The sequence below is a fragment of the Microbispora sp. NPDC046933 genome, assembly GCF_040644635.1.
Taxonomy (GTDB): domain Bacteria; phylum Actinomycetota; class Actinomycetes; order Streptosporangiales; family Streptosporangiaceae; genus Microbispora.
In genome coordinates this window covers 1-26,746 of the sequence record NZ_JBEYWW010000021.1, presented here as the reverse complement: position 1 = coordinate 26,746, position 26,746 = coordinate 1, and the positions used below count along the sequence as shown (strand labels likewise).

General features: G+C 71.1%; 23 protein-coding genes and 1 pseudogene. 10 read left to right on the top strand and 14 right to left on the bottom strand.

Going from position 1 to position 26,746, the window contains the following annotated elements:
- Window positions 1–8 precede the first annotated feature (8 nt).
- From ABZ857_RS26195 to ABZ857_RS26165, 7 genes are all read right to left on the bottom strand, one after another.
- Entirely contained in the window at window positions 9–689 is a 681-nt protein-coding gene (locus ABZ857_RS26195) for a TetR/AcrR family transcriptional regulator (protein ID WP_357047170.1), read from the bottom strand.
- A gap of 67 nt (window positions 690–756) precedes the next feature.
- Entirely contained in the window at window positions 757–1,200 is a 444-nt protein-coding gene (locus ABZ857_RS26190; RefSeq protein ID WP_357047168.1) for an SRPBCC family protein, read from the bottom strand.
- 23 nt (window positions 1,201–1,223) lie between these two features.
- Complete coding sequence (locus ABZ857_RS26185; protein ID WP_357047166.1) at window positions 1,224–2,567, bottom strand: carotenoid oxygenase family protein; 1,344 nt, start codon at window positions 2,565–2,567, stop codon at window positions 1,224–1,226.
- On the bottom strand, window positions 2,564–3,925 hold the full coding sequence (locus tag ABZ857_RS26180) for an MFS transporter (protein WP_357047165.1): 1,362 nt from the start codon (window positions 3,923–3,925) through the stop codon (window positions 2,564–2,566). The genes ABZ857_RS26185 and ABZ857_RS26180 overlap by 4 nt, the downstream gene beginning before the upstream one ends.
- 341 nt (window positions 3,926–4,266) lie before the next feature.
- Window positions 4,267–4,806: a hypothetical protein gene (locus tag ABZ857_RS26175; RefSeq protein WP_357047163.1), complete on the bottom strand. Its 540-nt coding sequence runs from the start codon at window positions 4,804–4,806 to the stop codon at window positions 4,267–4,269.
- A 233-nt stretch (window positions 4,807–5,039) separates the two neighbouring features.
- Window positions 5,040–5,339 (bottom strand): Sec-independent protein translocase subunit TatA, encoded by a 300-nt coding sequence (gene tatA, locus ABZ857_RS26170; RefSeq protein WP_357047162.1) that lies wholly within the window; start codon window positions 5,337–5,339, stop codon window positions 5,040–5,042.
- Between the two features lie 80 nt (window positions 5,340–5,419).
- Window positions 5,420–6,049: a hypothetical protein gene (locus ABZ857_RS26165; protein ID WP_357047160.1), complete on the bottom strand. Its 630-nt coding sequence runs from the start codon at window positions 6,047–6,049 to the stop codon at window positions 5,420–5,422.
- A gap of 320 nt (window positions 6,050–6,369) precedes the next feature.
- On the opposite strand from ABZ857_RS26165, the gene ABZ857_RS26160 reads away from it, so the two are divergent.
- From ABZ857_RS26160 to ABZ857_RS26140, 5 genes are all read left to right on the top strand, one after another.
- Window positions 6,370–8,403: a sensor histidine kinase gene (locus ABZ857_RS26160; RefSeq protein ID WP_357047158.1), complete on the top strand. Its 2,034-nt coding sequence runs from the start codon at window positions 6,370–6,372 to the stop codon at window positions 8,401–8,403.
- Window positions 8,400–9,080 carry a response regulator transcription factor gene (locus tag ABZ857_RS26155; RefSeq protein WP_357047156.1) on the top strand — a complete coding sequence of 227 codons (681 nt, stop codon included), beginning with the start codon at window positions 8,400–8,402 and terminating at the stop codon, window positions 9,078–9,080. Before ABZ857_RS26160 ends, ABZ857_RS26155 begins: the two co-directional genes overlap by 4 nt.
- Before the next feature lie 459 nt (window positions 9,081–9,539).
- Entirely contained in the window at window positions 9,540–10,433 is an 894-nt protein-coding gene (locus tag ABZ857_RS26150; RefSeq protein WP_357047154.1) for a class I SAM-dependent methyltransferase, read from the top strand.
- Window positions 10,434–10,506: 73 nt separating this feature from the next.
- Window positions 10,507–10,752, top strand: a complete 246-nt coding sequence (locus ABZ857_RS26145; protein ID WP_357047152.1) for a hypothetical protein — start codon at window positions 10,507–10,509, stop codon at window positions 10,750–10,752.
- 448 nt (window positions 10,753–11,200) lie between these two features.
- Entirely contained in the window at window positions 11,201–12,949 is a 1,749-nt protein-coding gene (locus ABZ857_RS26140; RefSeq protein WP_357047150.1) for a cellulose binding domain-containing protein, read from the top strand.
- A 176-nt stretch (window positions 12,950–13,125) separates the two neighbouring features.
- Here the strand turns inward: ABZ857_RS26140 and ABZ857_RS26135 are convergent, their stop codons facing one another.
- Window positions 13,126–13,305, bottom strand: a complete 180-nt coding sequence (locus tag ABZ857_RS26135) for a hypothetical protein (protein WP_357047148.1) — start codon at window positions 13,303–13,305, stop codon at window positions 13,126–13,128.
- An 80-nt stretch (window positions 13,306–13,385) separates the two neighbouring features.
- Between ABZ857_RS26135 and ABZ857_RS26130 the strand changes: the two genes are divergently transcribed.
- Entirely contained in the window at window positions 13,386–13,871 is a 486-nt protein-coding gene (locus ABZ857_RS26130) for a MarR family transcriptional regulator (protein ID WP_357047146.1), read from the top strand.
- 360 nt (window positions 13,872–14,231) lie between these two features.
- On the opposite strand, the gene ABZ857_RS26125 is transcribed toward ABZ857_RS26130, so the two are convergent.
- Entirely contained in the window at window positions 14,232–15,110 is an 879-nt protein-coding gene (locus ABZ857_RS26125; RefSeq protein WP_357047144.1) for a polysaccharide deacetylase, read from the bottom strand.
- A 34-nt stretch (window positions 15,111–15,144) separates the two neighbouring features.
- Window positions 15,145–15,399, bottom strand: a pseudogene (locus tag ABZ857_RS26120) (hypothetical protein); the annotation flags it as partial.
- A 59-nt stretch (window positions 15,400–15,458) separates the two neighbouring features.
- Here ABZ857_RS26120 and ABZ857_RS26115 point away from each other — a divergent pair.
- From ABZ857_RS26115 to ABZ857_RS26105, 3 genes are all read left to right on the top strand, one after another.
- Entirely contained in the window at window positions 15,459–15,737 is a 279-nt protein-coding gene (locus ABZ857_RS26115) for a hypothetical protein (RefSeq protein WP_357047142.1), read from the top strand.
- 249 nt (window positions 15,738–15,986) lie between these two features.
- Window positions 15,987–17,816 (top strand): ABC transporter ATP-binding protein, encoded by a 1,830-nt coding sequence (locus ABZ857_RS26110; RefSeq protein ID WP_357047140.1) that lies wholly within the window; start codon window positions 15,987–15,989, stop codon window positions 17,814–17,816.
- A 151-nt stretch (window positions 17,817–17,967) separates the two neighbouring features.
- Entirely contained in the window at window positions 17,968–18,432 is a 465-nt protein-coding gene (locus tag ABZ857_RS26105) for a hypothetical protein (RefSeq protein ID WP_357047139.1), read from the top strand.
- A gap of 68 nt (window positions 18,433–18,500) precedes the next feature.
- Here the strand turns inward: ABZ857_RS26105 and ABZ857_RS26100 are convergent, their stop codons facing one another.
- The 4 genes from ABZ857_RS26100 to ABZ857_RS26085 form a co-directional block, all read right to left on the bottom strand.
- Window positions 18,501–19,760 (bottom strand): alpha/beta fold hydrolase, encoded by a 1,260-nt coding sequence (locus ABZ857_RS26100; RefSeq protein ID WP_357047137.1) that lies wholly within the window; start codon window positions 19,758–19,760, stop codon window positions 18,501–18,503.
- 76 nt (window positions 19,761–19,836) lie between these two features.
- Window positions 19,837–20,490 (bottom strand): response regulator transcription factor, encoded by a 654-nt coding sequence (locus tag ABZ857_RS26095; protein ID WP_357047135.1) that lies wholly within the window; start codon window positions 20,488–20,490, stop codon window positions 19,837–19,839.
- Complete coding sequence (locus ABZ857_RS26090; RefSeq protein ID WP_357047133.1) at window positions 20,487–22,475, bottom strand: histidine kinase; 1,989 nt, start codon at window positions 22,473–22,475, stop codon at window positions 20,487–20,489. Before ABZ857_RS26090 ends, ABZ857_RS26095 begins: the two co-directional genes overlap by 4 nt.
- A gap of 238 nt (window positions 22,476–22,713) precedes the next feature.
- Entirely contained in the window at window positions 22,714–23,802 is a 1,089-nt protein-coding gene (locus tag ABZ857_RS26085; RefSeq protein WP_357047131.1) for a cellulose binding domain-containing protein, read from the bottom strand.
- A 1,386-nt stretch (window positions 23,803–25,188) separates the two neighbouring features.
- On the opposite strand from ABZ857_RS26085, the gene ABZ857_RS26080 reads away from it, so the two are divergent.
- A partial coding sequence (locus ABZ857_RS26080; protein WP_357047129.1) for a non-reducing end alpha-L-arabinofuranosidase family hydrolase occupies window positions 25,189–26,746 on the top strand: 1,558 nt, incomplete at its 3' end.

Below are 26,746 nucleotides of genomic sequence, written 5' to 3'. Positions count from 1 at the left end.
GATGCCCGTTACAGGCCCATGCTGTCGGCGAGGGCGTCCATGACGGCGTCGAGCAGGGTGGCCCCGCTGTGACCCATGTCCGCGAACTGCCCCTGCACCTCCAGGCTCACCACGCCCTGGAGCTGGGACCAGGCCATCACGGTTCCGGCGAGAGCGGTCGCCGGATCCCCCTCCGGGGCGAAGGCCCGCACCCACTCGGCGACCGCCGGGGTCTCCTCCACCCATCGCCGCATCTGCTCCCGCAGCGGTTCGCCGCCCGGTCGGCAGTGCCCCCCGGCGAACACCGGAAGGAAGGGCCCGAGCACGTTCCGGGCCCGCAGCACGCTCTCCGGGGGAGCCTGGTAGCCGGGCGAGGGCGTCCCGGCCAGCAACTGGAACAGGTGCGGATTGGCCACCGCCCATCCGTGGAAGGCCCCGGCCAGCGCGTGCAGCCGCTCCCGCGGCGCGCCCTCGCGTACGGCGCCGCGTACGGCCGCGGCGACCTCGTCGAAGCCCTCCAGGATCAGCTCGGTCAGCAGGTCGTCGCGGCTGCGGAAGTACTTGTAGAGCGCCGGGCCCGTGACGCCGAGCTGTTTCGCCACCGCGTTCAGGCTCAGCGCCGCCGCCCCGCCCTCGCCGATCTGCACGAGGGCGATCTGCTTGATCTCCGAACGGACCTGGTCCCGGTAGCGCTGCCGCGGCGTTGACATCCCCTCATTATGGTGAGTGCCTCTCATCGCCGTCTCCCGGCTCATCGCGTCTCCCGGGTCCGAGGGATCATTCGGCCGTCTGCTTGAGCGCCGTCTGACCGAGTGCGGCGAGCCAGGACCGGAGCGAGCCCTCCAGCGCCGCCCGCATCTCCTCGGGGTCGGCCTCGACGGGCGCGCCCGCCCACGACTCCCGGGTCCGTACGAGCACCCCGCCGTCGATCTCCTCGAAGGTCCAGACGTGCACGCCGTCGATGCCGTGGGCCGGGCCGCCCCAGACGACGCGGCGCCCGGGGACGAGCTCGGCGACCGTCGAGGCGATGACCAGCCCGTGCGTCTCCCAGTCGAAGGTCGCGCCGACGGCGAGGCCGCCACGCAGGCGCGCGGAGGAGATGTCGGGGTTCCAGCTCGGCCAGGCGTCGATGTCGGTGTGCAGCTGCCAGACCTTCTCGATCGGGGCGTGCACGGTGGTCTCCAGTTCGACGACGACGGGGGCGTTCCGGTCGATGTCCATGACGATGTCCCTTCCTGTAGAGATCACTTGTCGGAGATCCACGAGCCGTGGATGCCGGCCACCACCCGGCGGGGCAGGTGCACGGTCGCGACCGGGGGCCGGCCCAGGTCGGCGGCGTCCAGGACCAGCAGCTGGGAGGCGTCGGCGTGCAGGTCGCTCACGACCGTCAGCAGGTAGCCGTCGTCCTCGTCCACCGCGCCCGCGGCGGGCACGAAGACGGCCTCGCTCGGCAGCCGCCCGTCGCCGACAGGCAGCACCTGCCTGCCTCCGGAGACCCGGTCGTACTTGACCACGCCGTAGCCGCCCACGCCCCGGTCGTCCGGGAAGGAAATCGCGTACTGGTAGCGGTGCTCGCGGCCGAGCAGGTCGTCGTTGATCGTGGGGAACTCGACCACCAGGTCGTCCACGAGGTCCTCGGCGACCTTGCCCGCCCGCGGGTCGACGACCCACCGCCGGGTGAAGGAGCGCGAGTTCGGCACGACGCCGTGCCCGGGCAGCCCCGCCCACCACTTCCACGAGCGCCGGAACCCGTCGCGGTCCATGGCCGGACCTTCGAGCACGATCCGGCCCTCCGCGTCCTCGTACGCGTTGGCGACGTGCAGCAGGCTGCCGGGCTCGATGCCGAACCACCGGATCTTCGCCGCGCCGCCCCGGCCGCGCGGCATCACGCCGATGCGGGTGACCTGGTCGTCGCTCCAGGAGTACGGGATGCCGGAGGTCTCGGTGTGGTCGAAGGTCACGGAACCCTCGACGAACACCACGAAGTGCTCGGTGATCCCGAAGTCGTGCTTGAGCGAGGCGGTCGCACCCGGCACCTCCTCGCTGAACTCGATCTCGCCCGTCTCGGAGGCCACGTGGTAGACGAGGTAGGGCGGGAACGGCGAGGAGCCGAAGAAGTGCAGCTCACCGGTGACCGGGTCGCTCTTGGGGTGGGCGGTCATCATCGTCGTGAGCTTCCCGCCGAAGTCGTACGCCCCGACGGTCTCCAGCTCGGGGGTCAGCTCGAAGGGGTAGTTGGCCTCGCACAACGCCAGCAGCCTGCCCGCGTGCTCGATCACGTGGGTTCCCGCGGTGCTGGCGGTCAGGTCGGGCCCCTTCTCGGTCATGTACGGCGCGCCGTCGAGGGCGGGGGTGCGCACCCAGCGGTTGCGGTACCACTCGGCCCGGCCGTCCCGCAGCCGGATGCCGTGGACCATGCCGCTGCCCTTCCACCAGTGCGCAGGCGTGACGCCGGGGAGGGGGTTGTGGCTGTTTCGCACCAGCCGGCCCGTCAGCTCGGCGGGCAGCGTGCCCTCCACCACCAGGTCGCGGGCGGTCACCTCGTCCACGTGCGGGGTGAAGTACCCGGTCAGGTACGGCTTGTTCATCGGATGCGTCCTTTCAGGAAAGCGGCGGTCGCCGCGACGAGGGAGATGGCCGCCGCCGCCAGGAAGGCGTAGCGGTAGCCGGTGACACCGGCCGGGGCGAGACCCGCGACCGAGGTGAGAACGGCGAGGCCGAGCGCGCCGCCGACCTGCCGCGTGGTGGTGATGAGGCCGCTCGCGACGCCCGCCCGCTCGCCGGGCACCCCGGTGACGCCGAGCGCGGTCAGCGGCACGAACGCGAGCCCCAGCCCCGCGCCCACCAGGACCGTCGGCCCCAGCAGGTCGACGAGGAAGGTCCCGTGCTCGGGCGCCCGGGCCAGCCAGGCCAGCCCGGCGGCCAGCGTCAGCAGGCCCGGGACGAGCGTGCGGCGCAGCCGGCCCGCCGCCAGCGGCGCCAGGACGAGCGCCAGCGCGAGGGGAAGCTGGGTGAGCCCCGCCTCCAGCGGCGAGTAGCCGAGCACCCGCTGCTGGTAGAGCGGCAGGAAGAAGAACGTGCCGACCCAGACCATCCCAAGCAGCAGCATGAGCACGTTCCCGATGCCCACGTCGGCCGTGCGCAGCAGGCTCGGCGGGATCAACGGCACGGCCGCACCCTGCTTGATTCCCTGCTTGATTCCCTGCTCGGCCCCCTGCTCGACCCGCCGCTCCCACAGGGCGAACACGCCGAGCAGGGCCACGCCCGCGGCGATCGTCGGCCATCCGCCGCCGCCCAGGCCGTACGCGACGCCGAGCAGGCCCAGCGTGACCGACAGCGTTCCCGGCAGGTCGAGCCCGCCGCCGCGCGGTGGCCGGTCGTCGCCCGGGACCAGCCGCGGCACGGCGGCCAGGACGAACGCCGCGACGGGCACGCCCACGGCGAAGACCGACCACCAGCCGAGCGCGTCGGTGAGCAGCCCGCCCAGCAGGACCCCGGCCGCGCCGCCCGCCGCCGAGACCGACCCCCACACGCCGAGCGCCCGGCCGCGTGCGGCGCCGGCGGGATACAACGCGAGCAGGACGGCCAGCGCGGCCGGGGAGAGCACGGCGGCCCCGACGCCCTGGACGGCCCGCGCCGCGATCAGCGCCCCGGCGCCCGGGGAGAGCGCGGCCCCGGCAGAGCCTGCCGTGAACAGGGCCAGGCCCGCGGCGAGGGCCCGCCGCCCGCCGTACAGGTCGGCGATCCTGCCGCCCGCGGGCAGCAGCGCCCCGAAGGCGATCAGGTACGCGTTGACGACCCACGACAACCCGGCGGCCGACAGTCTCAGGTCGTCGCCGATGGCGGGCAGCGCCACGTTGACGATCGAGGTGTTCAGCACCACCAGGAACTGCGACGACGCCAGCAGTGCGAGCGAGGCACCGCGGGCGCGGACCGACACGAGCATGACACCTCGTTCCGTTGGTTAGAATATATAACCGGAGTATGGTGCCCTAACTCAATCGGCGTCAAGCCGGGGGAGTCCGCGTTCGCCGAGTGCGGCCGGACCGCTCGCAGAGCCGGTGCGGCGAGCAGGGGTGTGTGCATGGCAAAAAGGGCCGGACTTCCGGGGAACGGAAGTCCGGCCCTTGCGGGATGGTCGCGATGTGCCGAGCCGCCGGTCGACCGGCGGCTTCCTCAGCGCCGGTGGCTCAGTGCTGCTGTTCGGTGCTGGTTGTTCAGTGTTGGTCGTTCAGTGTTGGTCGTCCGGTGTTGGTCGTCCGGTGTTGGTCGTCCGGTGTTGGTCGTTCAGGGGGTGTAGATCTCCTGGACCTTGACGATCGCGCCGCGGTAGACGGTGATGAGCGCCGGACGGTGGCCGGCCTTCATCCGGGAGATAAGCACATTCCGGGAGCACCGCTTCGACCCGAGGCTGTCGTTCTTCGCGGTCACCACCGTGCCCTTGCACCCGGTGGCGCTGTAGAACACGACGTTCTTCGCCACGGGCGAGGCGTAGGCCGTCACGTCACCCTCGGGCGGGCCCTCGAAGTATCCCTCCGTGTGGCCGGTCTTGTCCTTCACCCACCTGATCGGCTCGTACTCCGCCACCCCGGACCGGTAGTGCGTGACCCAGCCTCGCAGGATGCCGTCGTGCCGCGGCGAAATGTGCTTCGTGAAGTCGTGCCGGGGGTCGCTCTGGAACGACGTGCCGAAGACCTTGGGCTTGGTGAACTTCGGCATTGCGGCGGCATCGGCGGGGAGCGCCGCGGCGGAGATCAACGCGGTGGAGATCAACGCGGCGGCCGCGGTGGTGGGGAGAAGAACGCGGAGCGAGGGCGTCAGCTGCATGTCCTGTTGGAGTCCGGGCCCCGCGGAAAGGTTCGCGTGGTCCGCGTGGTCCGCGTGGTCCGCATGGATCTCAGTACGGACCACACGTGGTCCGCATGGATCTCAGCACGGACCGCCCCGCGACGGTGGCGTCCGGCCCCCTCCGGCGCGCCACACGGCGCTCACCGGCCTTCGCTCCCGGTACGAAGCGCGTGCCCGCCGTCCGCGGCCACCGGTAGGGAGCCGAGAACGCCTCAGCGGACCTCGGGCTCGTCCCGCCGTGCGGCGTCCGCCGCGGCCCTGAGCCGGGCGTTCTCCTCTTCGAGCGCACGCAGCCGCTCCTCGACGCGCTCCTCGACGTCCCGAGAGACGGGTGCCGTACCGGCCCGGACGGCCGGGGCGTCGTCCTCGTCGCCGAGCTTGCCGGTCTCCCTCTTGAAGATCCGCAGCGACTGCCCGAGCGCCTTCGCGGTGTCCGGCAACTTCTTCGCGCCGAAGAGCAGCACGAGCACCACGAACACGATCATCCAGTGAACAGGGCTGAGCGAACCCATGGCGGGGTTCTCCTCTGGTCGTCGTTTTGCCTGCTCACAGGCTATGTCATCGGGCGTAAGGGTCGGTGTGCGGCGTCCGGTCAGACGGCGGGCCGCAGCGCGAGCCGGACACCGATGTGGGCGTGGGTGGCCAGCAGCCACGCGGCGCTCACCCACATCGAGGCGGCGGACCCGGCGAAGATCTGCGCCGCCATCGTGACCGGGAACCACAGCCCGGCGAGCAGCGGCAGCCAGCGCAGGGCGCCGCGGTAGCGGCCGGTGACCGCCACGGCGATGCCCAGGACCAGCATGCCGAGCATGCTGAGCGGCCAGCAGGCGTCGAGGATCATCAGCGGGAGCGGGAAGTCGTCGTGGGTGGCGTAGCCGAACGAGAGCGCGTTCAGCAGGAACGCGCCGGGAAGCGACACGAGCAGCCCTGCCGGGATGATCCGGCCCCACCTCGCGCCGGTGGCCCGGGTGGCCAGCACGAGCGCGACGAAGCCGAACACCCCGGCGACGAACAGCATCCCGGTCAGGGTGTCGAGCGTCTGGATGCCCTTCTGGATGTCGTCGCCGACGATGACCGTGCCGGCCGCCCACGCCGCCGCCCCCGCGGCGAGGAGCACTCCGGCCTGCCGGGTCCAGCGCGGTGCGGCGGCGGCCGGCGCCGCAGCGGCCGTCGAGGCCGGTTCCTGCGGGTTGACGTTGCTGGGCGTGATGTGAACGGACATGCTCGTCCCCTCCTGGCGGAAGCCTTCGTCGCGCGGCCCTCCCGTTGGTGCCGCGACTGTTGGTGCCGCGACTGTTGGTGCCGCGACTGTTGGTGCCGCGACTGTTGGTGCCGTGACCGGTGGTGCCGTGACCGGTGGTGCCGTGACCGGTTGGTGGTGTCGTGGCTGTTGGTGCCGTGACCACGGTCTCCGCGTCGCGTCCCGGGCCGACAGAGAGCGAGGCCACCAACGCGCCCGTACCGGTCCGGGGCACGCGTCCCGGGCGGAGACGGGACACCGGTCCCTGCCGGGAAGGGCGGCCCTGTGGCACGCTGGGCCGCGTGCCCGGCCCTTCTGACGTGTCTCGCCGTCTCGGGGCCGCCGCGACCGTGCTCGCGGCCCTGTGCGTCGTCGCCGCCGCGGCCGCCATCTGGATCGAGATCGCGACCGGGCCGGTGCTCCGGCCCGAGCCACTGGACTGGCCCGCGTGGTCGTCCAGCGTTCCGGGCGTGGCCCTCGCCGTCGCGGGCGGCGTGCTGGCCGCCCGCCTGCCCGCGCACCCGATGACCTGGCTGCTGATCGGCGGCGGCGTGGTGTCCTGCCTCAACGGCCTCGCCGGTGGCTACGCTGTGCTGTCCCTAACCCAGCACGCGGGTGCGCTGCCGCTGACCGCCGTGGCCGTGTACGCGGGGGCGCGGCTCGGGCCGCTGCTCAACCTGCTGCCGCTGCTCGTGCTGCTGTTCTTCCCCGACGGCCGGCTGCCGTCGCCGCGCTGGCGGTGGGCCGCGTCGCTGTCGCTGGGCGCCACCGGGCTCGCGGTCCTCGTCTTCCTCACCGTTCCGTGGCGGGCGCAGTCGCCGGGGGAGCCGTGGCGGGGCCCCGGGCTCGACCTGCCGCTGCCGCCTGTGCCGGACGCCTTCTGGCGGGCCGCGATGGCCCTCACCCCGGCGGCGCTCGTGCTGAGCCTTCTGGTGTCGCTCGCGGCCTTCGTCCGGCGCTTCCGGGGGTCGTCCGGCGCGCGCCGCGCGCAGTTGCGCTGGATGCTGCTGGCGGCCCTGCTCAACGGCGTACTGATCTTCGTGCCCGCCGTGGTCGAGGGGGTGCCGCAGGACCTCGCGTTCGTCGTCTCCCTGGTCGCGATCGCCGCCGCCGTCCTGGTGGCCGTGGGCCGTTATCGGCTGTACGACGTGGACCCCGTGCTCGGCTGGACCCTCCTCTACGGCGGCCTGGCGGTCGCCGTCGTCGTGATCGACGTGCCCGTCTTCGTGGGGCTGGGCGCGGTCATCGACGAGCCGGTCGCCGCCGTGCTCGCCGCCGCCGCGGTCGCGGTCGTCTACGCGCCACTGCGCGAGCGGGTCCGCCGCTGGGTGGACCGCGTCCTCGCCGGGCGGGCGGAGCCGTACGACGTGGTGTCGGCCCTGGCCCGGCGGCTGGAGGAGTCGGTGAGCCCGGAGGACCTGCTGCTCACCGTGGCCAGGGCGGTGTCCACGGCGCTGCGCTCGCCGTACGTGCGGGTGGAACTCGACCGCGCCGACGGCCGCACCCTCGTGGTCGAGCACGGCGCCCGGCGCGACGACGTCCTCGTCCTTCCCTTCGCCTACCGCGCGGCCCCGATCGGCCGCCTCGTCCTCGTCCCGCGCGCGGGCGCGCCGCTCGCCGACGCCGACCAGCGGCTGCTCGCCGACGTCGTACGGCAGGCCGCGGCGGCCGTACGGGCCACGGCCCTGGCAGAGGAGCTCCAGCACAGCAGGGAACGCCTGGTGACGGGCATCGAGGAGGAGCGCCGCAGGCTGCGCAGAGACCTCCACGACGGGCTGGGGCCCACGCTCGCCGCCGCCGCGCTGAAGGTCGAGGCCGCAGGCAACCTGGTGGCCCGGGACCTCGGCGCCGCCCGAGAGGCGCTGCACGAGGTGCGGGCCGACCTGTCGTCCGTGCTCGGCGACGTACGCCGGCTCGTCCACAACCTGCGCCCGCCGGCCCTCGACCAGTTCGGCCTGGCGGGAGCGCTCCGGCAGGAGGCCACCCGGTTCCGGGAGGGCGGGCTGACCGTACGCGTGGAGGCCGCGGGCGACCTGGCCGGCCTGCCCGCCGCGACCGAGGTGGCGGCCTACCGGATCGTCTGCGAGGCTCTGGTCAACGTCGCGCGGCACGCGGACGCCGGCACCTGCGAGGTCCGCCTGACGGCGACCGGAAGCGAACTGGAGGTCGAGGTGCTCGACGACGGGAGCGGGGTGCGGCCGGGAGCCCTGGTCGGCGTGGGCCTGATCGGCATGCGCGAGCGCGCGGAGGAACTCGGCGGCCGATGCGTAGTCACTCCGCGCGCGGGCGGCGGCACCCGCGTCCACGCCGTCCTCCCCGCGGAGGCGTCGCGATGACCGCCGGCCCGTCCCCCGACGGCGCCGGGATGCCCACTGTGCTGCTCGCCGACGACCATCCCGTCTACCGCGACGGCCTGCGGATGATGCTGGCCTCCACGGGTGAGGTCGACGTGGTCGGCACGGCGGCCGACGGCGAGGAGGCCGTCGCGCGGGCGGTCGAGCTGCGTCCCCGCGTCGTGGTCATGGACCTGCAGATGCCGCGGCTGGACGGCGTCACCGCCACCCAGCGCATCGTGGAGGCCTGCCCGGAGACCCACGTCCTCGTGCTGACCATGCACGAGGACGACGAGAGCGTCTTCGCCGCCATGCTGGCCGGTGCCCGCGGCTACCTGTTGAAGGGCGCGGACCAGACGGAGATCCTGCGCGCCATCGCGGCCGTGGCCGGGGGCGAGGTCATCTTCGGGCCCGCGCTGGCCGGGCGGGTGACCCGCTACTTCAGCCGGCTCGCCGCCGTCCGGCCCCGGGAGCGGGAGCCGTTCCCCCAGCTCACCGCGCGGGAACGGGAGATCCTCGACCTCATCGCGGCCGGTCTGTCCAATACGCGCATCGCCGAGCGCCTGTCGCTGTCGCCCAAGACGGTGCGCAACAACGTGTCCAACGTCTTCGCGAAGCTCCAGGTCGCCGACCGGGCCCAGGCGATCGTCCGCGCCCGCGAGGCCGGCTTCGGCCGCTGATCCGCGTCGCCTGCGTCATGCCGGGCAGTGGAGATCGCCATCGGCATGCAGCGGAGAGGCGAAACTGGTATCCGCCCGAGGCGTCCACGCCCGAGGCCAGGCTCGGCTACCACGCCGGCCGGTTCCCCCTGGTGGAGGTGGACGCCGGCGGAGCTCCGGCACTGGGCCGGCTGGATCGCGGACCTGGCCGCCCGTACGGCGACCACACACGTGCTGACCAACACCCACGTGCTGACCAACAACTGCTGCGCCGACAACTCCCAGCGCAACGCGGCACGCCTGGCCGCTGCTCGAAGAGCGAGGCGCCGACGTCGTCAGGCCGTCCGCTGCTCAGGGGCCTGTGCGGACGGCGCCACGGCGAGGCGCCGCGGCAGCAGCGACGGAACCGCGGCCGAGGCGCGCGGAGAGCGGCGCTTATTTCGATGGCGCCGCGGGAACGCGCGTCGTTAGCCTCTTTTGGTGATCTACGAGCACCCTCTGGCATACCTGCTCGGTCTTGAGGGCGTCGCCTTGCTGCGTTCCTTCACGGGCCGGTTCGACCGCGGCTTCGTGGATTCGCGCATCGCCGAGATCCGCAGGCTGCTCGACGACGAGGCGCTGGCGGAGGCGGCCGTGGAGGTCGCGCGGGTGGACACGGCGGAGGGATACCGCATCTGGTCCGGCTCCTATGACGGCCCCAACGGCCTGTTCGACATCGACGAGCCCGTCATCGGCGGGATCGTCGACACCCTGCCCGCGGGCGTCGCCCTGGACGCCGCCTGCGGGACCGGCCGGGTCGCGGCGTCGCTGGCCGAACGGGGTCATCGGGTGCTGGGCGTGGACAGCTCGCCGGACATGCTGGCGCGGGCCCGTGCCCGGGCACCGCTCGGCCGGTTCCTGCTCGGGGATCTGCATGACCTGCCGGTGCCGGACGACGCCGTGGATCTCGTGGTGTGCTGTCTGGCGCTGACCCATGTCCCTGAGCTGCGGCCGGTGCTGACCGAGTTCGCCAGAGTCCTGCGTCCGGGCGGGCACCTGGTTGTTTCAGACATGCACCCCGAAGGGGTCAGACGTGGCTTCGTCCCGCCCGTACGGCGAGCGGACGGCAAGCCGGGACGGATCGCGACTTACCATCACTCGATCGGCGATTACCTGCGCGCCGCGCTGTCGGCCGGATTGCAGGTGCGGCGCTGCGAGGAACCCAGGGCGGAGCGTCCCCGGCGAAGCGGTGTGCCGTCCACGGCAGAGGCGGTAGGCGTGTGGGAGCTCTGGCCCTGGTGCCTCACCGACCTGGTGCCCGAGGCGGCGGAAGCCGCCAACGGCGACGTGCCGACGATGGTCGTCTGGCACTTCCAGCTGCCCGCGGGGCGCTGACCGACCTCTGCCGGGTTGCCGTCGTACGGCGAATCGCCGGTGACGAACCAGGAAAACCTGGGAGACTCGGGCCATGAACACTGCCGCCGGGAGGGCTCTCGCGTTCGTGGGCACGGGGTTGGGACTTCTCGCCGGTTTCGGCGCGATGATCCGGGGGCTGTTCGGCGACGAGTCCATCTGGGTACGCGTCGGGTTCTTCGCCTTCGGCGCGCTGCTCTTCCTCCACCTCGTACGCGGCCTGATGCGCGAATGGCGACGGCCGCGGCCGGCGGCTTCCGCTTCGGGGGAGACAGCTTCGAAGGAGACAGGCGAAGAGTGAGGTTGTCCACGCCCGGCTGCCCGGATGCGGTCAGTCCGGCAGGGTGAGTCGGGCAGGGTGAGTCGGGCGGGGTGAGTCCCGGGCGCCGGTCGGTCGCCGGCTGATGCTCGGGCCCCAATGAAAGTTTCTTTATCTGACCAAAAATTTCTGTGCGTCTACGGCTATCGGCCAGCCGCAAACAGCCGTGTCGTCGTCCCCTCGGATCCGGTGAGCACCCTCGCCGATTTGGGCCTTGCGGCCTCTGGAATTTTTCACTGAAGCTTCGAAAACATTCGCATCCCACTCGGTCTTGGTTCCCGCCCGACCTGTGACAGGTCCGGGACCCTCAGGAGGAAGGACGCACTGTCTTGCAAGGTCTCAAGCTTCTGGCGGCACCAACGGCGAGCCTGGTGCCGGCCGGGCCCGCGCGCTCCATCGATGCCGGTCGGCCCTCCCGTGGGGGCGCCCGATGATCGGCAACGTCACTTCCGGCGGCAGGAGCCGAACGCCGGGCGTCCGCCGCGCGCTCGTCATCGGCGCCGTCGCGGCGCTTTCGCTGGGCCTCGCGGTGACCGAGATCCCCGGCGCGAACGCCGGTGTCGGCACGTTCGTCGCGACCGGGGCGGTCAAGGCTGCGGCTGCGGCCGCCGGCGGCGTCGAGGACGACGGCGCCGACTGCGCGGTGCCCGACCTGGGAACTCTGACGTCCAACTCCCGGCTCCCCGATCCCTTCAAGAAGATCAACGGCCAGCGCATCACCTCGAAGTCGGAGTGGGGGTGCCGCCGCGAAGAGATCAGGAAACTGGCCGAACGGTATGTCTACGGCGAGAAGCACGGCAAGCCGGCCGGCGTCACCGGGACGGTCTCGAGAACCGGCATCACCGTGAACGTGTCGGACAGCGGCAGGAGCGCGAGCTTCTCCGCGAGCGTCGACCTGCCCAGCGGCACCGGGCCGTTCCCGGCCGTCATCGTGTACGGAGGATTCGGCGCCGACACGGCCACCATCAAGGCGAGCGGCGCCGCCGTCATCAGCTACGACCCGTACACGGTCGGCAAGGAAGGCACGGCCCGCACCAACAAGCAGGGCGCCTACTACAGCATCTACGGCTCTTCGAGCAGCACCGGCCTGCTCGCCGCCTGGGCCTGGGGCGTGAGCCGCATCATCGACGTCATCGAGCAGTCGGGCGGCAGCCTTCTCAAGGCGGACGCCACCGGCGTCACGGGTTGCTCGCGCTTCGGCAAGGGCGCCTTCGCGGCCGGGGTGTTCGATCAGCGCATCGCGTTGACCATGCCGATCGAGTCCGGCAGCGCCGGCGTTCCCATCCTGCGCGGCGTCGCCCAGGAAAGCGGCGCCCAGCCGCTGAGCAGCGCCTACTCCGAGCAGCCGTGGCTGGGTGACGCGTTCGGCTCCTTCACCGGCAACCCGAACCAACTGCCGGTCGACACCCACGAGATGGTGGGCATGGTCGCCCCGCGCGGGCTGTTCATCATGGAGAACCCCCACGTCGACTGGCTGGGTGCGCAGTCGGGCAGCGTGGCCGCGCTGGCCGGGGCCGAGATCTACAAGGCGCTCGGCGCGGGAGACAACATCAGCTACTGGTCCGACGTGCAGGACGGCACCCACTGCGCAACCCGGTCCGAATGGCGCACCCCGCTGCAGCAGAACATCCAGAAGTTCCTGCTGAAGACGGGCAACGCCCCCGCCGTGTTCCGGATCTCGTCCAAGAAGTCCGGCAACCTGTCGCAGTGGAGAGACTGGACGACCCCGGTCCTGACCGACTCCAGCCCGTCCCCGAGTCCGAGCTCCTCGCCGAGCCCGTCTCCTAGCCCGTCTCTGAGCCCGTCGCCCAGCGGAAGCCCGAACACCAGCCCGAGCCCCCCGGTGAGCCCCAGCCCGAGTCCGTCGCCGTCCGGCGGGGTGTCCGGCGCGTGCTCGGCGTCGATGCGGGTGGTCAACTCCTGGTCCGGCGGCTGGCAGGGTGAGGTCACGGTGCGCGCGGGCAACGCGGCCGTCAACGGCTGGACCGTGAACTGGACCTGGCCCGGTTCGCAGACCGTCACCCAGATGTGGGGAGGCGTACGGTCGGGCTCCGGCTCGAACGTGACGGTGCGCAACGAGGCGTGGAACGGCGTGCTGGCCGCCAACGCGACCACGACCTTCGGCTTCATCGGCGGAGGGCCTTCGGCCACCCCGGCGGTCACCTGCACCAGCCCGTGACCGTCCTGGTCGCGACCGGCTGACCCGTAATCGACGGACCCGCGGCGCCGTGGCCGCGCCGCGGGCCCTTCACGCGTCCGCACGCGCACAAGGGGCTCGACGGTCTCCGTCCGGATCGTCGTCGGACTCGTCCTCGCGGTCGCCGGCGCGGTGCCGGTGGCCGGGTGCCGGCTCGGTCAGTGACCCAGAAGCATGACGATGCCGACGATGACGAAGTGGACGAGCACCGCGAACACCAGCACGCTGGCGAATATCCACTTGGCGGGGCCGTGCTCGAAGTGCTTGCTCTCCTTCATCGGCGGGCGCTTGGCGACGCGGTCGGCGATGCGCTCTTCGAGGCTCTTCCTACGGGCCATGACACTTCCTGTGTTCTCGGCGCTGCTTAGTGCACTAACAGTTAGTGTACTAATCAAGTAGTATGGCGGCGGAGGTGCGTATGAGTGACATTGGCGACAGCGTCGACCCGCTGGCTCTGGAGAACCAGGTCTGCTTCGCCCTGGCGGTCGCCTCACGGTCGGTCATCGGCCTCTACCGGCCCCTGCTCGAACCGATGGGACTGACCCACCCGCAATATCTGGTGATGCTGGCCCTGTGGCAGCACGCGCCCTTGTCGGTCAAGGACCTCAGCCGGCTGCTGCAGTTGGAGCCGGCCACGCTGTCGCCGTTGCTGAAGCGCCTGGAAGCCGCCGGTCTCGTCGAGCGCCGCCGCGCCAGCGACGACGAGCGCTCCCTGGCGGTCGTGCTGACCGGCGAGGGACGCGCGCTGCGTCAGCAGGCCGAGAAGGTCCCCGTGGCGATCGTCGAGCGGCTGGGGATGGAGCTGTCCGAACTGCAGAGTCTGCACCAGGCGCTGACCCGGGTGATCGCCGCCGCGAACGGCGCTCACCTCGCCGGGCAGCGGCAAAGCCCACTGCCGGCCTGACGGCCGCCGGCGGGCAGGGCGCCGGCGGGCGGTAGCCGGGATAGTCGTCCTCGTGGCCGGTCCCGTGCTCGCGGCCGCAGCGACGCTTCGAGCTCGTCCCATCCCGCCGGAACCGGAAAACGGGCCACGTGGTCCAGCAACCGGTCGAGGGTCGGCGCGACGCGGGCCCCTCCGGTGCTGCCTGACGCCAGCCACCCCTGCGGGACGGGGTGGACCTGTACGCCCCTGCGCACGGCGCGGGCGAACCGGGCGATGGCCCACCGGCGCCGGTGCCCGGAAACGAGGGGACCGGCCCGGCCGGCAGGCGGACCTCCACAGGCGCCGCACATCTGAACGCCTCCCTCACCCTCGCCGCGTCGGTTACGCCCGGGGGCTGCGGGCCTTGAAGTCGTCCGCGATGGCGTCGAACGTGGACCACCGGACGCCCTCGTGCTTGTTGATGTGCTCGATGAGGCGCTCCAGCATGAGCAGGACCTGCGGGCGGCCCGAGACGTCCGGGTGGATGGTCATGGTGAAGACGGCGTACTCCGACTCGCGGTAGACCCAGTCGAACTGGTCGCGCCACATCTCCTCGATGTCGCGCGGGTTGACGAAGCCGTGGCTGTTCGGGCTGGTCTTGACGAACATCATCGGCGGCAGGTCGTCGAGGTACCAGCTCGCCGGGATCTCGACGAGGTCGGTCTCCTGCCCGCGCACGAGCGGCTTCATCCACTCGCGGGCGTCCTTGTCGTAGTCGATCTTCGACCAGGTGTCGCCGACGCGCACGTAGTACGGCTCGAAGTCGCGGTGCATGAGCGAGTGGTCGTACTTGATGCCGCGTTCGAGCAGCAGCTCGTTGGTGACCGGAGAGAACTCCCACCACGGCGCGACGTACCCCGTGGGGCGCCGGCCGGTGCGCGTCTCGATGAGGTCGATGCAGTAGCCGAGGATGACGGACTCCTGCTCGCGGCTCATCGCGATCGGGTTCTCGTGGCTGTACCCGTGCACGCCGATCTCGTGTCCGGCGGCCACGACCTGGTCGAACTGCTCGGGAAAGGTCTCGATGGAGTGACCCGGCCAGAACCAGGTCGACGGCAGGTCGTACTTCTTCATCAGGGCGTTGAGCCGCGGGACGCCCACCTCGCCGGCGAACATGCCGCGCGAGATGTCGTCCGGGGAGTCCTCACCACCGTAGGAGCCGAGCCAGCCGCCGACGGCGTCGACGTCGATCCCGAACGCTACGAAGATTTCCTTGGCCACAGCGCATCCTCTCTTCAGGGTTGGTACGGACGGGTCAGACATAGGCGGCGAGGGTCTGCCGCGTGACGGAGACACCCTCGGAGAGCAGCAGCACCGGCAGCAGCCTCGCCTGGTAGAGCGGCAGCCCGCCGATGCTCAGCGCCCCGGCGCGTACGAGATCCACCCCGCCGCCGTTGCCGTACGTGGGCACGACCGGCCCCTCGGCCACCCGCGTGGACAGCCCCACTACCGTTCCCTCGGCCACCGCCTCGGTAATCCACTCCAGCAGGGCGTGGTTGGCGTTGCCGACGCCGGTCCCCGCGCTCCGGCGCGTACGGCGACCCGGGCGAGCGCGGCGTCGGCGCCGGGGTGGACCGCTACGACGTCCATCCGGGTGTCGTCGAAGCGGGGATCGGGCAGGCCCAGCGGCGCCGGGCGCAGCGGCCGCGCCGTGATGTGGACCCCCGACGCGTCCACCCGGCCGATGGGACCGAATACATCATCACCGGACCGCCGCCCACAGACAATCGCGATTCCTTTCCGGATTTCGTATTCATCACGGTCTTCTCCTGGCTTCTCCTGCTGGTCCTGGCGATATTTTCCAACATGTTGATGGCGAAGCGTTCTGCGATTTCGTCCAGGACCTAATGGCCGATCGCGATGATACTGATCATGGTGATTTCGGTGGTGTGGATGATGCCGATCATTCAGGTGTCGAGTGCCCGCTGGTGAATTAGCTGCCGTCGCCCATTGCCGCCAACAGCCCCGACGATCACGGTTTTGGGACTTTTTTCGCAAGTGGAGCACCAGGGAATCGAACCCTCTGGAAAATCGGTGGCTCTCCCGTACACGCTGCGGCAGCATGGCTACGGCGATGCCGGCGTTCGGGGAGGGCTGATGGCTGTGCTCGGGGCGGTCGAGGACGCTGAAGACGGCCCGTCCGTGCGAAAATCGGCGGTTCTGCTGGCGCTGCGTTACTACTGCGGTGAGCTGAGGCGCCAATGGCGGGTCGCGGTGCCCGCGCTGACGTTGCCGGCCATCGGGAACATCTGCCTGTTCTACCTGGCGCCGCTGGCGGTGGCCGGGCTCGTGGGACATCTGTCCGGGGGCGGGGACGGCACCATCGACGCGCTGCTGCCGTACGTGCTCGGCTTCGGCGCGTTGCTGTTGACGGGCGAGGCGCTGTGGCGCGTGGGGCTGCACTTCCTGAACCGCACCGACGCCCGGGGCATCGAGCGGCTCGGCGTGGTGGGCATGGAGGAGTTGCTGGCCAAGGACGCCGCGTTCTTCCACGACAACTTCGCCGGCTCGCTGACCAAGCGGGTGATCGGATTCTCCTCCAGGTTCGAGGAATTCGCCGACACGCTCACATTCTCGATCATCGCCAAGGTGGTGCCCCTGGCCTTCGCGTCGGTGGTGCTGTGGCGATATCACCCGCTGCTGGTCCTGGTTCTCGTGGGCCTCATCATCGTCACCGGCGTTCTCGTCGCCCCGCTCATCCGCCGCCGCCAGGCCCTGGTGGACGAACGCGAGGCCGCCAGGGTGCTGGTGTCGGGCCACGTCGCCGACGTGCTGTCCAACATGGATACGGTCCGCGCGTTCGCCGCCGAGGATCGCGAGGCCGCCGAATATCGGGTGAGGATCGCCGAGCAACGCAGGTTGTCTCTCCGTTCCTGGGATTACGGCAACCTCCGGGTGGACACCGTCGTGGCCCCGCTGTCGGTGCTCACCAGCGCCGTGGGCCTGCTCCTCGCCGTGGCGCTCCGTGGTGGTCTCGGCGTGGAGGCCATCGTGGTGACGTTCACCTACTACACGAACACGATCAGCATCATGTTCGAGTTCAACCAGATTTACCGGCGCATCGAGAGCGTGCTCACCGAAGCGGCCCAGTTCACCGAGCTGCTGCTCGTGCCGCCGACCGTGGTGGACCCCGTCGATCCGCAGCCCCTGCGCCCGGCCGACGCGAGCGTCCGCTTCGAGCGGGTGAGGTTCGGGTACGCCGACGGCTCACCCCTCTTCGAGGACCTGGACCTGGACATTCCCAGCGGCGCGAAGATCGGGCTCGTCGGCCAGTCCGGCGGTGGCAAGAGCACGCTCACCCGCCTGTTGCTGCGTCTCATGGACGTGGACGGAGGCAGGATCCTCATAGGCGGCCAGGACATCGCCCGAATGCGGCAGGCCGACCTGCGCAGCCTCATCGCGTACGTCCCTCAGGAACCCGCCATGTTCCACCGGTCGGTGCGTGACAACCTCGCGTTCGCCCGGCCGGGCGCCACCGATGCCGAAATCTTCCAGGCCGCGCGGGCGGCGCACGTCACGGAGTTCGTCGAGTCTTTGCCGGACGGCTTCGACACCCTGGTCGGCGAGCGTGGCGTCAAGCTGTCCGGTGGCCAGCGGCAGCGCATCGCACTCGCGCGAGCCATCCTGCGCGACGCCCCCATCCTGCTGCTGGACGAGGCGACCAGTGCCCTGGACTCCGAAAGCGAGATCCTCGTCCAGGAAGCCTTGTGGCAGTTGATGCAGGACCGTACCGCCCTCGTGGTCGCGCACCGCCTGAGCACCGTCGTCCGCATGGACCGGCTTGTCGTACTCAACCGGGGACGCGTCGTGGAGCAGGGCACTCACAGCGAGTTGCTCCAGGCCCAAGGCCCCTACGCCCGGCTGTGGCACCACCAATCCGGTGGCTTCCTCATCGAGGACGGCGCCCCCGACGCGCTCCACCGTTGACCAGAATCCTCGATCACGAGAATTTTGCCGGCGATCCGGGCGATGGAGAACGGTGCGCGATGAGCAGAGCGGTGGCGCTGCCGGCGATGTGCCGGGCTGCCGGGGCCGACCGGAACCGTCGGTGCGATATACGCGGCGTTATTGGTGACGTATGCTTCGCCTGTCCATCGCCGCCTATTCGATTCGGAAAGGAGTCGCCGCGGTGTTCCGCTCGGCCACGGGAAGGAATCCGGAGTCGTCTGCGGACGATGATCCGCGCAACGAGCCCGCTCCGTTCCTTTTCACCGTGGGGGCGATGACGGTTACGGCGGCCGCGATTGTGCTCTTCTATGCGCTCACCACCGAGCCGGGCCCGACCACCTCCCGGATTCCACCGTTGATAATCATCGGGCCGCTCGTCTGGGTGGGATACGAAATGGTGACCACTCTGTGGTGGAAACGCTGGTGGGCGCTCGCCCCCGCGGCGGTGGCCGGCCTGGGCGTCTTCTTCCTGCTGCGCTCGCTCATCACGGCGTCGTTCGCCACGTCGGTGGCCTGTGTCGCCGGCTGGGCGGCGTTCGCCGTGGTATTCGCGCTCGGCAGCCGCCTGCCGCGGACCCCGTCCCCGGAGCGGTGAGCGTGTGGCCGCACACACGGCACCCGGGCGGGAAGCAGGTGAGACCACTTCGGCCGGAGCCACGCGGGTCAGGCGGGTTCGTCCGCCGACGTGACCGGCGGGAGGGGCAGCGGGCGGTCGAGAAGGAACGTCATGAGCAGGTCGCGGTAGAGGTCAGGGCGGCCGTTGGCGATCGAATGCCCCGCGCCGCGCACGTAGACGAGGGTCGACTCGGGAAGCGTGCGCCGGTAGTCGTAGGTGACCGGCCATTTCAGGTAGTCGCACTCGCCGCGCACGATGAGCGTGGGCACATGGACGCTCCGCAGCTTCGGACGCGGGTCGGGGACGGCGGCGGCGTCGGCGGACGTCACCTGATTGGTGTAGAAGCCGGGCGGGTTGCCGTGGACGGGGGCGGGCGGGCTTCCCGGGCATCCGGTGGCGTCCTTGGCCGTGATCAGCAATTCGCGGAAGTACGCGTCGGCCTCGGCATCGGGCACGAGTGCGTGCGCGGCAGCCGGGTTGACCTGGAGCAGGAGCGCTTGGAGGAGGAACCGGGGATCGGAGGTCAGCTCGTCGGCGCGTTCGGCCTGGGCCGGGGGGAGACGGTCCCAGGGACTGCCCGGTCCGCTGGGGAAGGCCGGTTCCCAGATCGCGCCCGGTGAGGTGAGCACGGCTTTGGCGACGTGGCCGGGATGGGCGGCCATGTATGCCGCCGACAGGGTCCCGCCCCATGACCTGCCCACGAGGATGACCTTCTCGGCGTGTATCGCGCGGCGGATCGCCTCCAGATCGGCGACGTGCCGGGCGACGGTGTAGCCGGTCACGTCGGCCAGCCGGGTGGAGCGGCCGGCGCCGACCTGGTCATAGGCGTAAACGTCGAAACCGGCCGCGGCCAGCTCCCGCCCGGCCTCCGGGACGCCCTCTCCGGGGGTCCCGGGGCCGCCGTGCAGGAAGATCACGGGCGTTGGGCGCGGCTTACCGGACGCGGCGATCTTCACGTAGGCGATGCGGGATCCCGTGGGCAGGTCCCAGTGGGAGACGCCGGGCGGGGCCGCGGCCGCCGGCGGCACGGGGAAGGGGCGCATCACCGTGAGGGCCGCGGGTCCGGCCGTCACGAGCACGACGCCGGCGACGTACGGCCACAGCGCCCGCGGGCTGCCGAGCCGCCTTGTCGCGGCCCGCCCGAACACCCAGGCGGTTCCCGCCGCCGCAACGAGGCCGGCCGCGGAGAACACCGTCACCGACGGGACGGCGGCGGCCGCCCCGACGAAGGCCGCCGTCCCGGCCACGGCCGCCGCGATCAGCCCGGCGAGCGACAACGCGATGCCGGACAACAGGTTGGATCTCATGTGAGCAACGCTAGGAAGCCGAACCCGCGTCGACCTCCTCCCGCGGAACCGTCGTCACCCCCGCCGTACGGCGGGGTCAGGGCCTGCCCGGGAGGATCAATCCGGTCTCGTACGCCGTGATGGTCGCCTGGAGGCGGTCGCGGACGCCGAGCTTGGCGAGGATCACCGCGACGTGGTCCTTGACGGTCGAGGGGCTGATCCGGAGAACCTCGCCGATCTCGGCGTTGGTGAGACCGCGGGCGACGTGCGTCAGCACCTCGGTCTCGCGCCGGGTGAGCGTGCCGAGGACGGCGGCGTCACGAGGTTCCGGCCCGGACGCGAACCGATCGATGAGGCGGCGGGTGACCCCCGGATCGAGGAGGGCGTCTCCCGAGGCCACCACCCGGACCGCGTCGGCGACTCTCTCCGGTTCGGCATCCTTGAGCAGGAATCCGCTGGCGCCGGCCCTCAGCGCCGAGAACACGTACTCGTCGAGGCCGAACGTCGTCAGCACCACCACCCGCGTGCCCGGAGCTTCGGCGCCGATCCGGGCGGTCGCCCGCAACCCGTCCAGGCCCGGCATCCGGATGTCCATGAGGGCCACATCGGGCCGCAGCGACACCGCCAGCGCCACGGCGGCCTCCCCATCCGCGGCCTGGCCCACGACGCTCAGGTCGGGTTCGGCGTCCAGGACCGCCGCGATGCCCGCCCGCACCACCGCCTGGTCGTCGGCGACCGTCACCCTGATCAAGGGAGCACCTCCGGAAGCCACACCCTCACCGTCCCGTCCCCGGCGTCCGAGACGCTACCTCCGGCCGCGTCGGCCAGCGCGCGAACCCGCCGATCGCCGCTCGTGCCGGCGGCAGGCCCCGAGACCGCGACGCCGTCGGCGCGGCAGGCCACGGTGATCTCCCGCTCATCCCGCGTGCAGCCGCGCAGGAGCAACTCGGCCACCCTGAACGCGGCGACCTCCACGCTGGGGGACGCTTCGCGGCGGGCTCCGGCGTACCGGACGGTGCCCTGGTGCCGCACGGCGAGCAGGGCGATCCCGGCGATGGTCGGGGGCGGGTCGTCGCCGCTTTGGCTGCGCAGCTCGCCGAGCGACTCCCTGAGCGCGGCCAGCCCGGCCCTGGCCTCGGCCAGCACGGTGTCCAGCCGGCCCGCGTCCGCAGCGACCACGATGGCCCTGGCATGTCGCAGGGCCGTACGGCGCAGTCCGGCCGCCAGCCGGCTCCGCTCCGCCAGCACGAACGTCGCCGTCTCGCGGCCGAGCAGATCCCGCTCTCGGGCCACGGCCGCATGGCGCCGCGCCCGCCTCGACCCCACCGCCAGGCCGAGCGCCCACGCCAGCGCCGAGGGGACCGCGACGCCCAGGGCCAGCACGGCCCACGCGGCTGCCCGGTTTCCCACGATCCCCGGCCCGCACGCCAGAGCGAGCCCGCCTGTCGCCCCCACAGCCGCCGTGGCGAGAGCCCCCCACCGCCGGCGCGCACGAGGGCCGTACGCGCCCACCGCGTAGAGCAGCGCCAGCTCGACCCACAGGCACCACAGGAACACGTCGCCCGCCGGTTGCTCCGTCCAGCCCGCGAGTTCGGCGCCGAGCAGGACCGGATAGATCGACAGCGCCGCCGCCAGGCTCAGAAGCGGCGCCCGCCTGCGCAGGCCGAGCGGCAGGGCGTGCGCGAAGAAGAGCGGCACCAGCAGGGCGGCCTCTCCGGGGAGGCTCTCGGGCGTGTCGGTCGTCAGCAGGCTCGTCCCGATCGACAGCGCCACCGCGAGGATCGCGAGCGCGGCGTCGGACGCCTGCCGGCCGCGCCATTCGTACGACGTCGATGCCGGGCCCTCGTCAGGGGTGAGCGGGAGTTCGGCGCGCACGGCCCATCCCCGGTCATCCGGCCCGGCGGACAGGAACCCTCCGCAGGCGGCCACCGCCGTCCTGAGCCCGGCGAGCCCGTGTCCACCGCCCAGTCCACGTGCCACGTCCGCGTTGTCCGCGACCGGCTCGCCGGGATCGTTGACGATCGTGACGACCAGGCGGCCGGGTTCGCGGTCGACGCCGACCCGTACGGCGCCTCCCGGCGCGTACCGCAGGGCGTTGGTCAGCGCCTCGCGAACCACCCGGCACGCGACGGCGGCGATCTCGGGTGGGGCGCTTCCGGCTGTTCTGCGGTAGGTGACACGCGGCTCCGGCCATGTCGCGACCAGGGCGTCCACGTCGGCGAGATCGGGCAGGCCGGCGCCGGTGGCGCTGGTGGTCAGCCGCTCCAGTTCCCGGGTGGCCAGGCGGCCGGTCTCAGCGGCATACCGCGCCGCCTCCGCCACGAGAGCCGGGTCGGCCAGGCGCAAGGCGGAGGCGGCGCCGACCGCGATGCCGGTGAGTCTGTGGGCGGCGGTGTCGTGAAGTTCGGCGGCGAGCCGGTGCCGCTCGGCCTCGGCGGCCACGCCCGGCACATCGGGCGCCGCCGCGCGGAAGACGGCCACGGCCCGGCGTGCCGCCCGGCCGCGCCGCCGCGCCCTGCCCAGGGCCCAGACAACCGCGGCGAGTCCGGCGGCCAGCAGTGTCACGCCGGTGACGGACCTGGGTGACTCCCCGAGGACGCTCGCCGTCCCCGCGGTCAGCACCAACGCGACCACGACGCCCCCGGCGGCCACCCCTGCCGTCTGCCGCAGGGCCAGGCCGTACAGAGCCACGGTCACGATGAGCGGCACAACCCACCACAGCCAGCCCGACAGCACGCCAAGAAAGCCTAACGATTCCGCACGTGACAGCACAGACGGGGACCACCGGCCGCCGTCTTCGCCCCAGCCCGCCGGGTGGGTGATTCGGCGTGCTACATCGGTCACCCCGTGATCGCCGGCCCGATCGCCGGCACCTGCGGCGGCTCATGGCGAAGCGCGGCGGACCGTCCTCGGCGTCCGGCTTCGGGGTCCGCCGCGTCTCACCTGGTGACGGGCTACGGCGTGCCGGTAGGGATCACGGGCTGGTGCATGTGAGGGAGGGGGCCGACGGCGTACCGTTGCCGAGGAAGCCGAACGTGCTCGAGCCGGACGCGGGGATCGAGCCGTTGTACGAGGCGTTCGTCACCCTGACCGCGGAGCCGTTGGCGCTCAGCGTGCCGTTCCACACCTGGTTGATCGTCTGGCCGTTGCTCAGCGTCCAGCTGACGGTCCACCCGTTGATCGCCGAGGTGCCCGCCGTCACCGTGATCTCGCCCTGGTAGCCGCCGGGCCATGAGTTCACCGTCCGGTAGCCTGCCGTGCAGGCGCTCGACGGCGACGGGCTGGCGGACGGCGACGGGCTGGCGGACGGCGACGACCCGCCCGGCGGCGCGTACGGGCACTTGTCGCGGTACATCGAGATGCCAGTGGAGTCCATCAACGGGCACAGGAACTGGGTGTACCGCGTGTCGTTGTCAACGAAGATCTTCAACCAGGGAATCAGCACCCGCATCTCGGTCGTGTTCGCCCGCGTCGCGAACAGGTGGTCCACACCGGTTATCTCCACCCACGCGCTCGGCGTCGTGGCCGGCAGAGTGCTGTACAGCCCGTTGAGATAGGACTGTGTGACCGTCGTGTCCTTCTGCCCGGAGATGAACATCGTCGGTACCCGGTCGGTGGACAGGTCGTAGTTCCCCACTGGCGAGCCGGGCGCGAGCCCGACCGCGGCCTTCAGTGAGGGCCGCCGGAGCACTGCGGTGAGGACGCCGGCACCACCCGCGGAGTGTCCGATCACCGACAGCCGGTTGGGGTCGACCCGGTCGCGCACCGGGCTGCGCTGAGTGAGGTAGTCCAGCGCGGCGAGCAACTGGGTCGCCCGGGCGTCCGCGCTGTCGGTGCGGCTGTTGGTCTCGATCCCGATCACGACGAAGCCGAACGACGCCAGCCAGTGCCCCATCCAGGCCTCTTCGTCGGCGAACAGGGCGGAGTAGCCGGGCACGATCGCGACCCCGCCGAAAGTTCCCTGGCTGGTGTCCGTCGGGTAGTAGATGACTCCGCTGCCGAAGCCGTTCCCGGCCGGCACGCTGACCTGCGCGGTGGCGAACGTGCCCCGGGTGGCCGCCACGCTGGCCAAGGTCGGATTGGGACCCCGCTGATAGGGATTGTCAGCGGCCGATGCCGTGCGAGCCGCAATGGTCACGGAGAGCAGCCCAAGAACGACCACCGCCGCGGCCATCACGCGGTGGACCAACCGATGTCTCCGGTCGGGCCAGGATCCGAGTCCGGTGGCAGCACCGGATGCTGGAGATTCACTCACAGGTCTTCGCACCGTTGTGTTCCTCCTTGTCGAATCCGAACATGAAACGCCCTCATCCCATGGCGCGGGTGCGTCGAGGAACTCCAGCCCGGTAGTGCTGTTGGGTCGCGGTCCCGACTTCGCGCATCCCGGAGGAGCCGAGGGTCCGACCACCGCAGGACAGCTCGCCAGGAGACAGTGCAGGGGTTTCGTCGAGGGCGAATCGGGCGGGGTCCGGCGACCTGCCGATGTGGGGGTGGCTGGAACCCGACGGCGATGGCGCCGCCGAGGCGTGTAGAGCCTTGCAGTTGACGAAGGCCGCAGTGAGCCGCCCTCTGCTGGCGGTGGACGTGACGTGCCGGCCTGGAAGTGATGCTCACATCAGCGCTGGCATCGCCAGTCCGGCCTGGGGACTTCGACGTGTGGCAGGCGGCTCACGGGCCGTTCAGGACCTGTCGCGACGACCCGTGCACCGGCGGCTCGGCTTCCACCGCTGTACGCGCAGAACCTTTCGGCCAGGGATTCGCCGACCACGAGGATGGACAGCCCGGGACAGCCGGGACGTGGTGCCCGGTCCGGGCCGCACGGCAGTCCGATCGCCCCTGAGTAAGGCACCCTGTTAGTTGTTAACGTAACTGTTAGCGCTCACATTCTGGTCTGTCAGTCGAGCCCTTCTCCATCGGATGGGTGGAGGTGGTGTGGGGCGGAGCAAATACGAGAGGGAGCGCCACTGTCAAGGGCCCGGCGGGTGTCGGCGTCGACCACATGGGTGTGAGCGTGGCGAGCTGGGCGTTATCGCGACGACTCCTCGAATCGGCGAGCGCCCAGGGTGAAACTTTCATCCATACCTCGCGCTCAGCGCACGGGTGGCCGAAAGTTTCCGGTAGCCGGTTGCGTCCCTGGACCGAATTCGCACCCATGCCATCGGGCAACCGCGCCGAAACTTTCACAAACGGTATTGACAAGTTTCGGGGAGGTTTCCACACTGAGTCTCCGAGGCGGCCCCCGCTGTCAGATGGTGGTGCACGGGTGGGGGGTCGCATCCGCGACGCCTTGGTGGTGTGCGTCCCCTCGTGGCGGGGCGCGGCGTCGAGCCTGCGGGGGACACCCCCGCCTTCCCCCCTTTTTGGATTCAGTTACGGAGGCTCAGGCATGGGCGCACACGCCATACCCCCGCCTGCAACCCAGCGATCCTTACGTAATCTGCGCCGGGCCTTGGTCGCCGGCGCCGTGGGCGTACTCGGCGCGGCCACGGCACTGGTGGCGGTGACGGTTCCCGCTGACGCCGCGGCGAGCACGCTGGGTGCGGCGGCCGCGCAGAGCGGTCGCTACTTCGGCACCGCGATCAGTGCGAGCAAGCTCGGCGACTCGGCGTACACCACGATCGCGAACCGCGAATTCAATATGGTGACGGCCGAGAACGAGATGAAGATCGACGCCACCGAGCCCAACCAGAACCAGTTCAACTTCACCAACGCCGACCGGATCTACAACTGGGCGGTGCAGAACGGCAAGCAGGTGCGCGGCCACACCCTGGCCTGGCACTCCCAGCAGCCGGGCTGGATGCAGTCCCTCAGCGGCAGCGCGCTGCGCCAGGCCATGATCAACCACATCAACGGCGTGATGGCCCACTACAAGGGCAAGATCTACGCCTGGGACGTGGTCAACGAGGCCTTCGACGACGGCAGCGGCGGCCGGCGCGACTCCAACCTCCAGCGCACCGGCAACGACTGGATCGAGGTCGCCTTCCGCACCGCACGCGCCGCCGACCCGGCCGCGAAGCTGTGCTACAACGACTACAACATCGACAACTGGATCTGGGCCAAGACCCAGGGCGTCTACAACATGGTCAAGGACTTCAAGTCCCGCGGCGTGCCCATCGACTGCGTCGGCTTCCAGTCCCACTTCAACAGCGGCAGCCCCTACCCCAGCAACTACCGCACCACCCTGCAGAACTTCGCCGCCCTCGGCGTCGACGTGCAGATCACCGAGCTGGACATCCAGGGCGCTTCGGCCACCACCTACGCCAACGTCGTCAACGACTGCCTGGCCGTGCCCCGCTGCAACGGCATCACCACCTGGGGCGTGCGCGACAGCGACTCCTGGCGCTCGGGCGACACCCCGCTGCTGTTCGACGGCAACGGCAACAAGAAACCCGCCTACACCTCGGTGCTGAACGCCCTCAACGCCGCCGGTCCGGGCACCTCGCCCAGCCCGACCCCGCCGACCAGCCCGACGCCCGGTGGTGGCGGTAGCGGGCCGATCAGGGGTGTCGCCTCCGGGCGGTGCCTGGACGTGCCCAACGCGACCACCACCGACGGCACCCAGGTGCACATCTGGGACTGCAACGGTCAGAGCAACCAGACCTGGACCTACACCTCCGCCCAGGAACTGCGGGTCTACGGCAACAAGTGCCTCGACGCGGCCGGCACCGGCAACGGCGTCAAGGTGCAGATCTACTCCTGCTGGGGCGGGGACAACCAGAAGTGGCGCCTCAACTCCGACGGCACCATCGTGGGCGTGCAGTCGAACCTGTGCCTGGACGCCGTCGGCGCGGGCACGAGCAACGGCACCCAGATCCAGCTGTACTCCTGCTGGGGCGGCGACAACCAGAAATGGACCTGGAACGGCGGCGCCGCATCCCCCAGCCCCACCCCGACGCCGACCGGCACGTGCGATCTTCCGTCGACGTACCGCTGGACGTCGACGGGCCCGCTGGCGACCCCGAAGTCCGGGTGGGTCTCGCTCAAGGACTTCACCAACGTCGTCTACA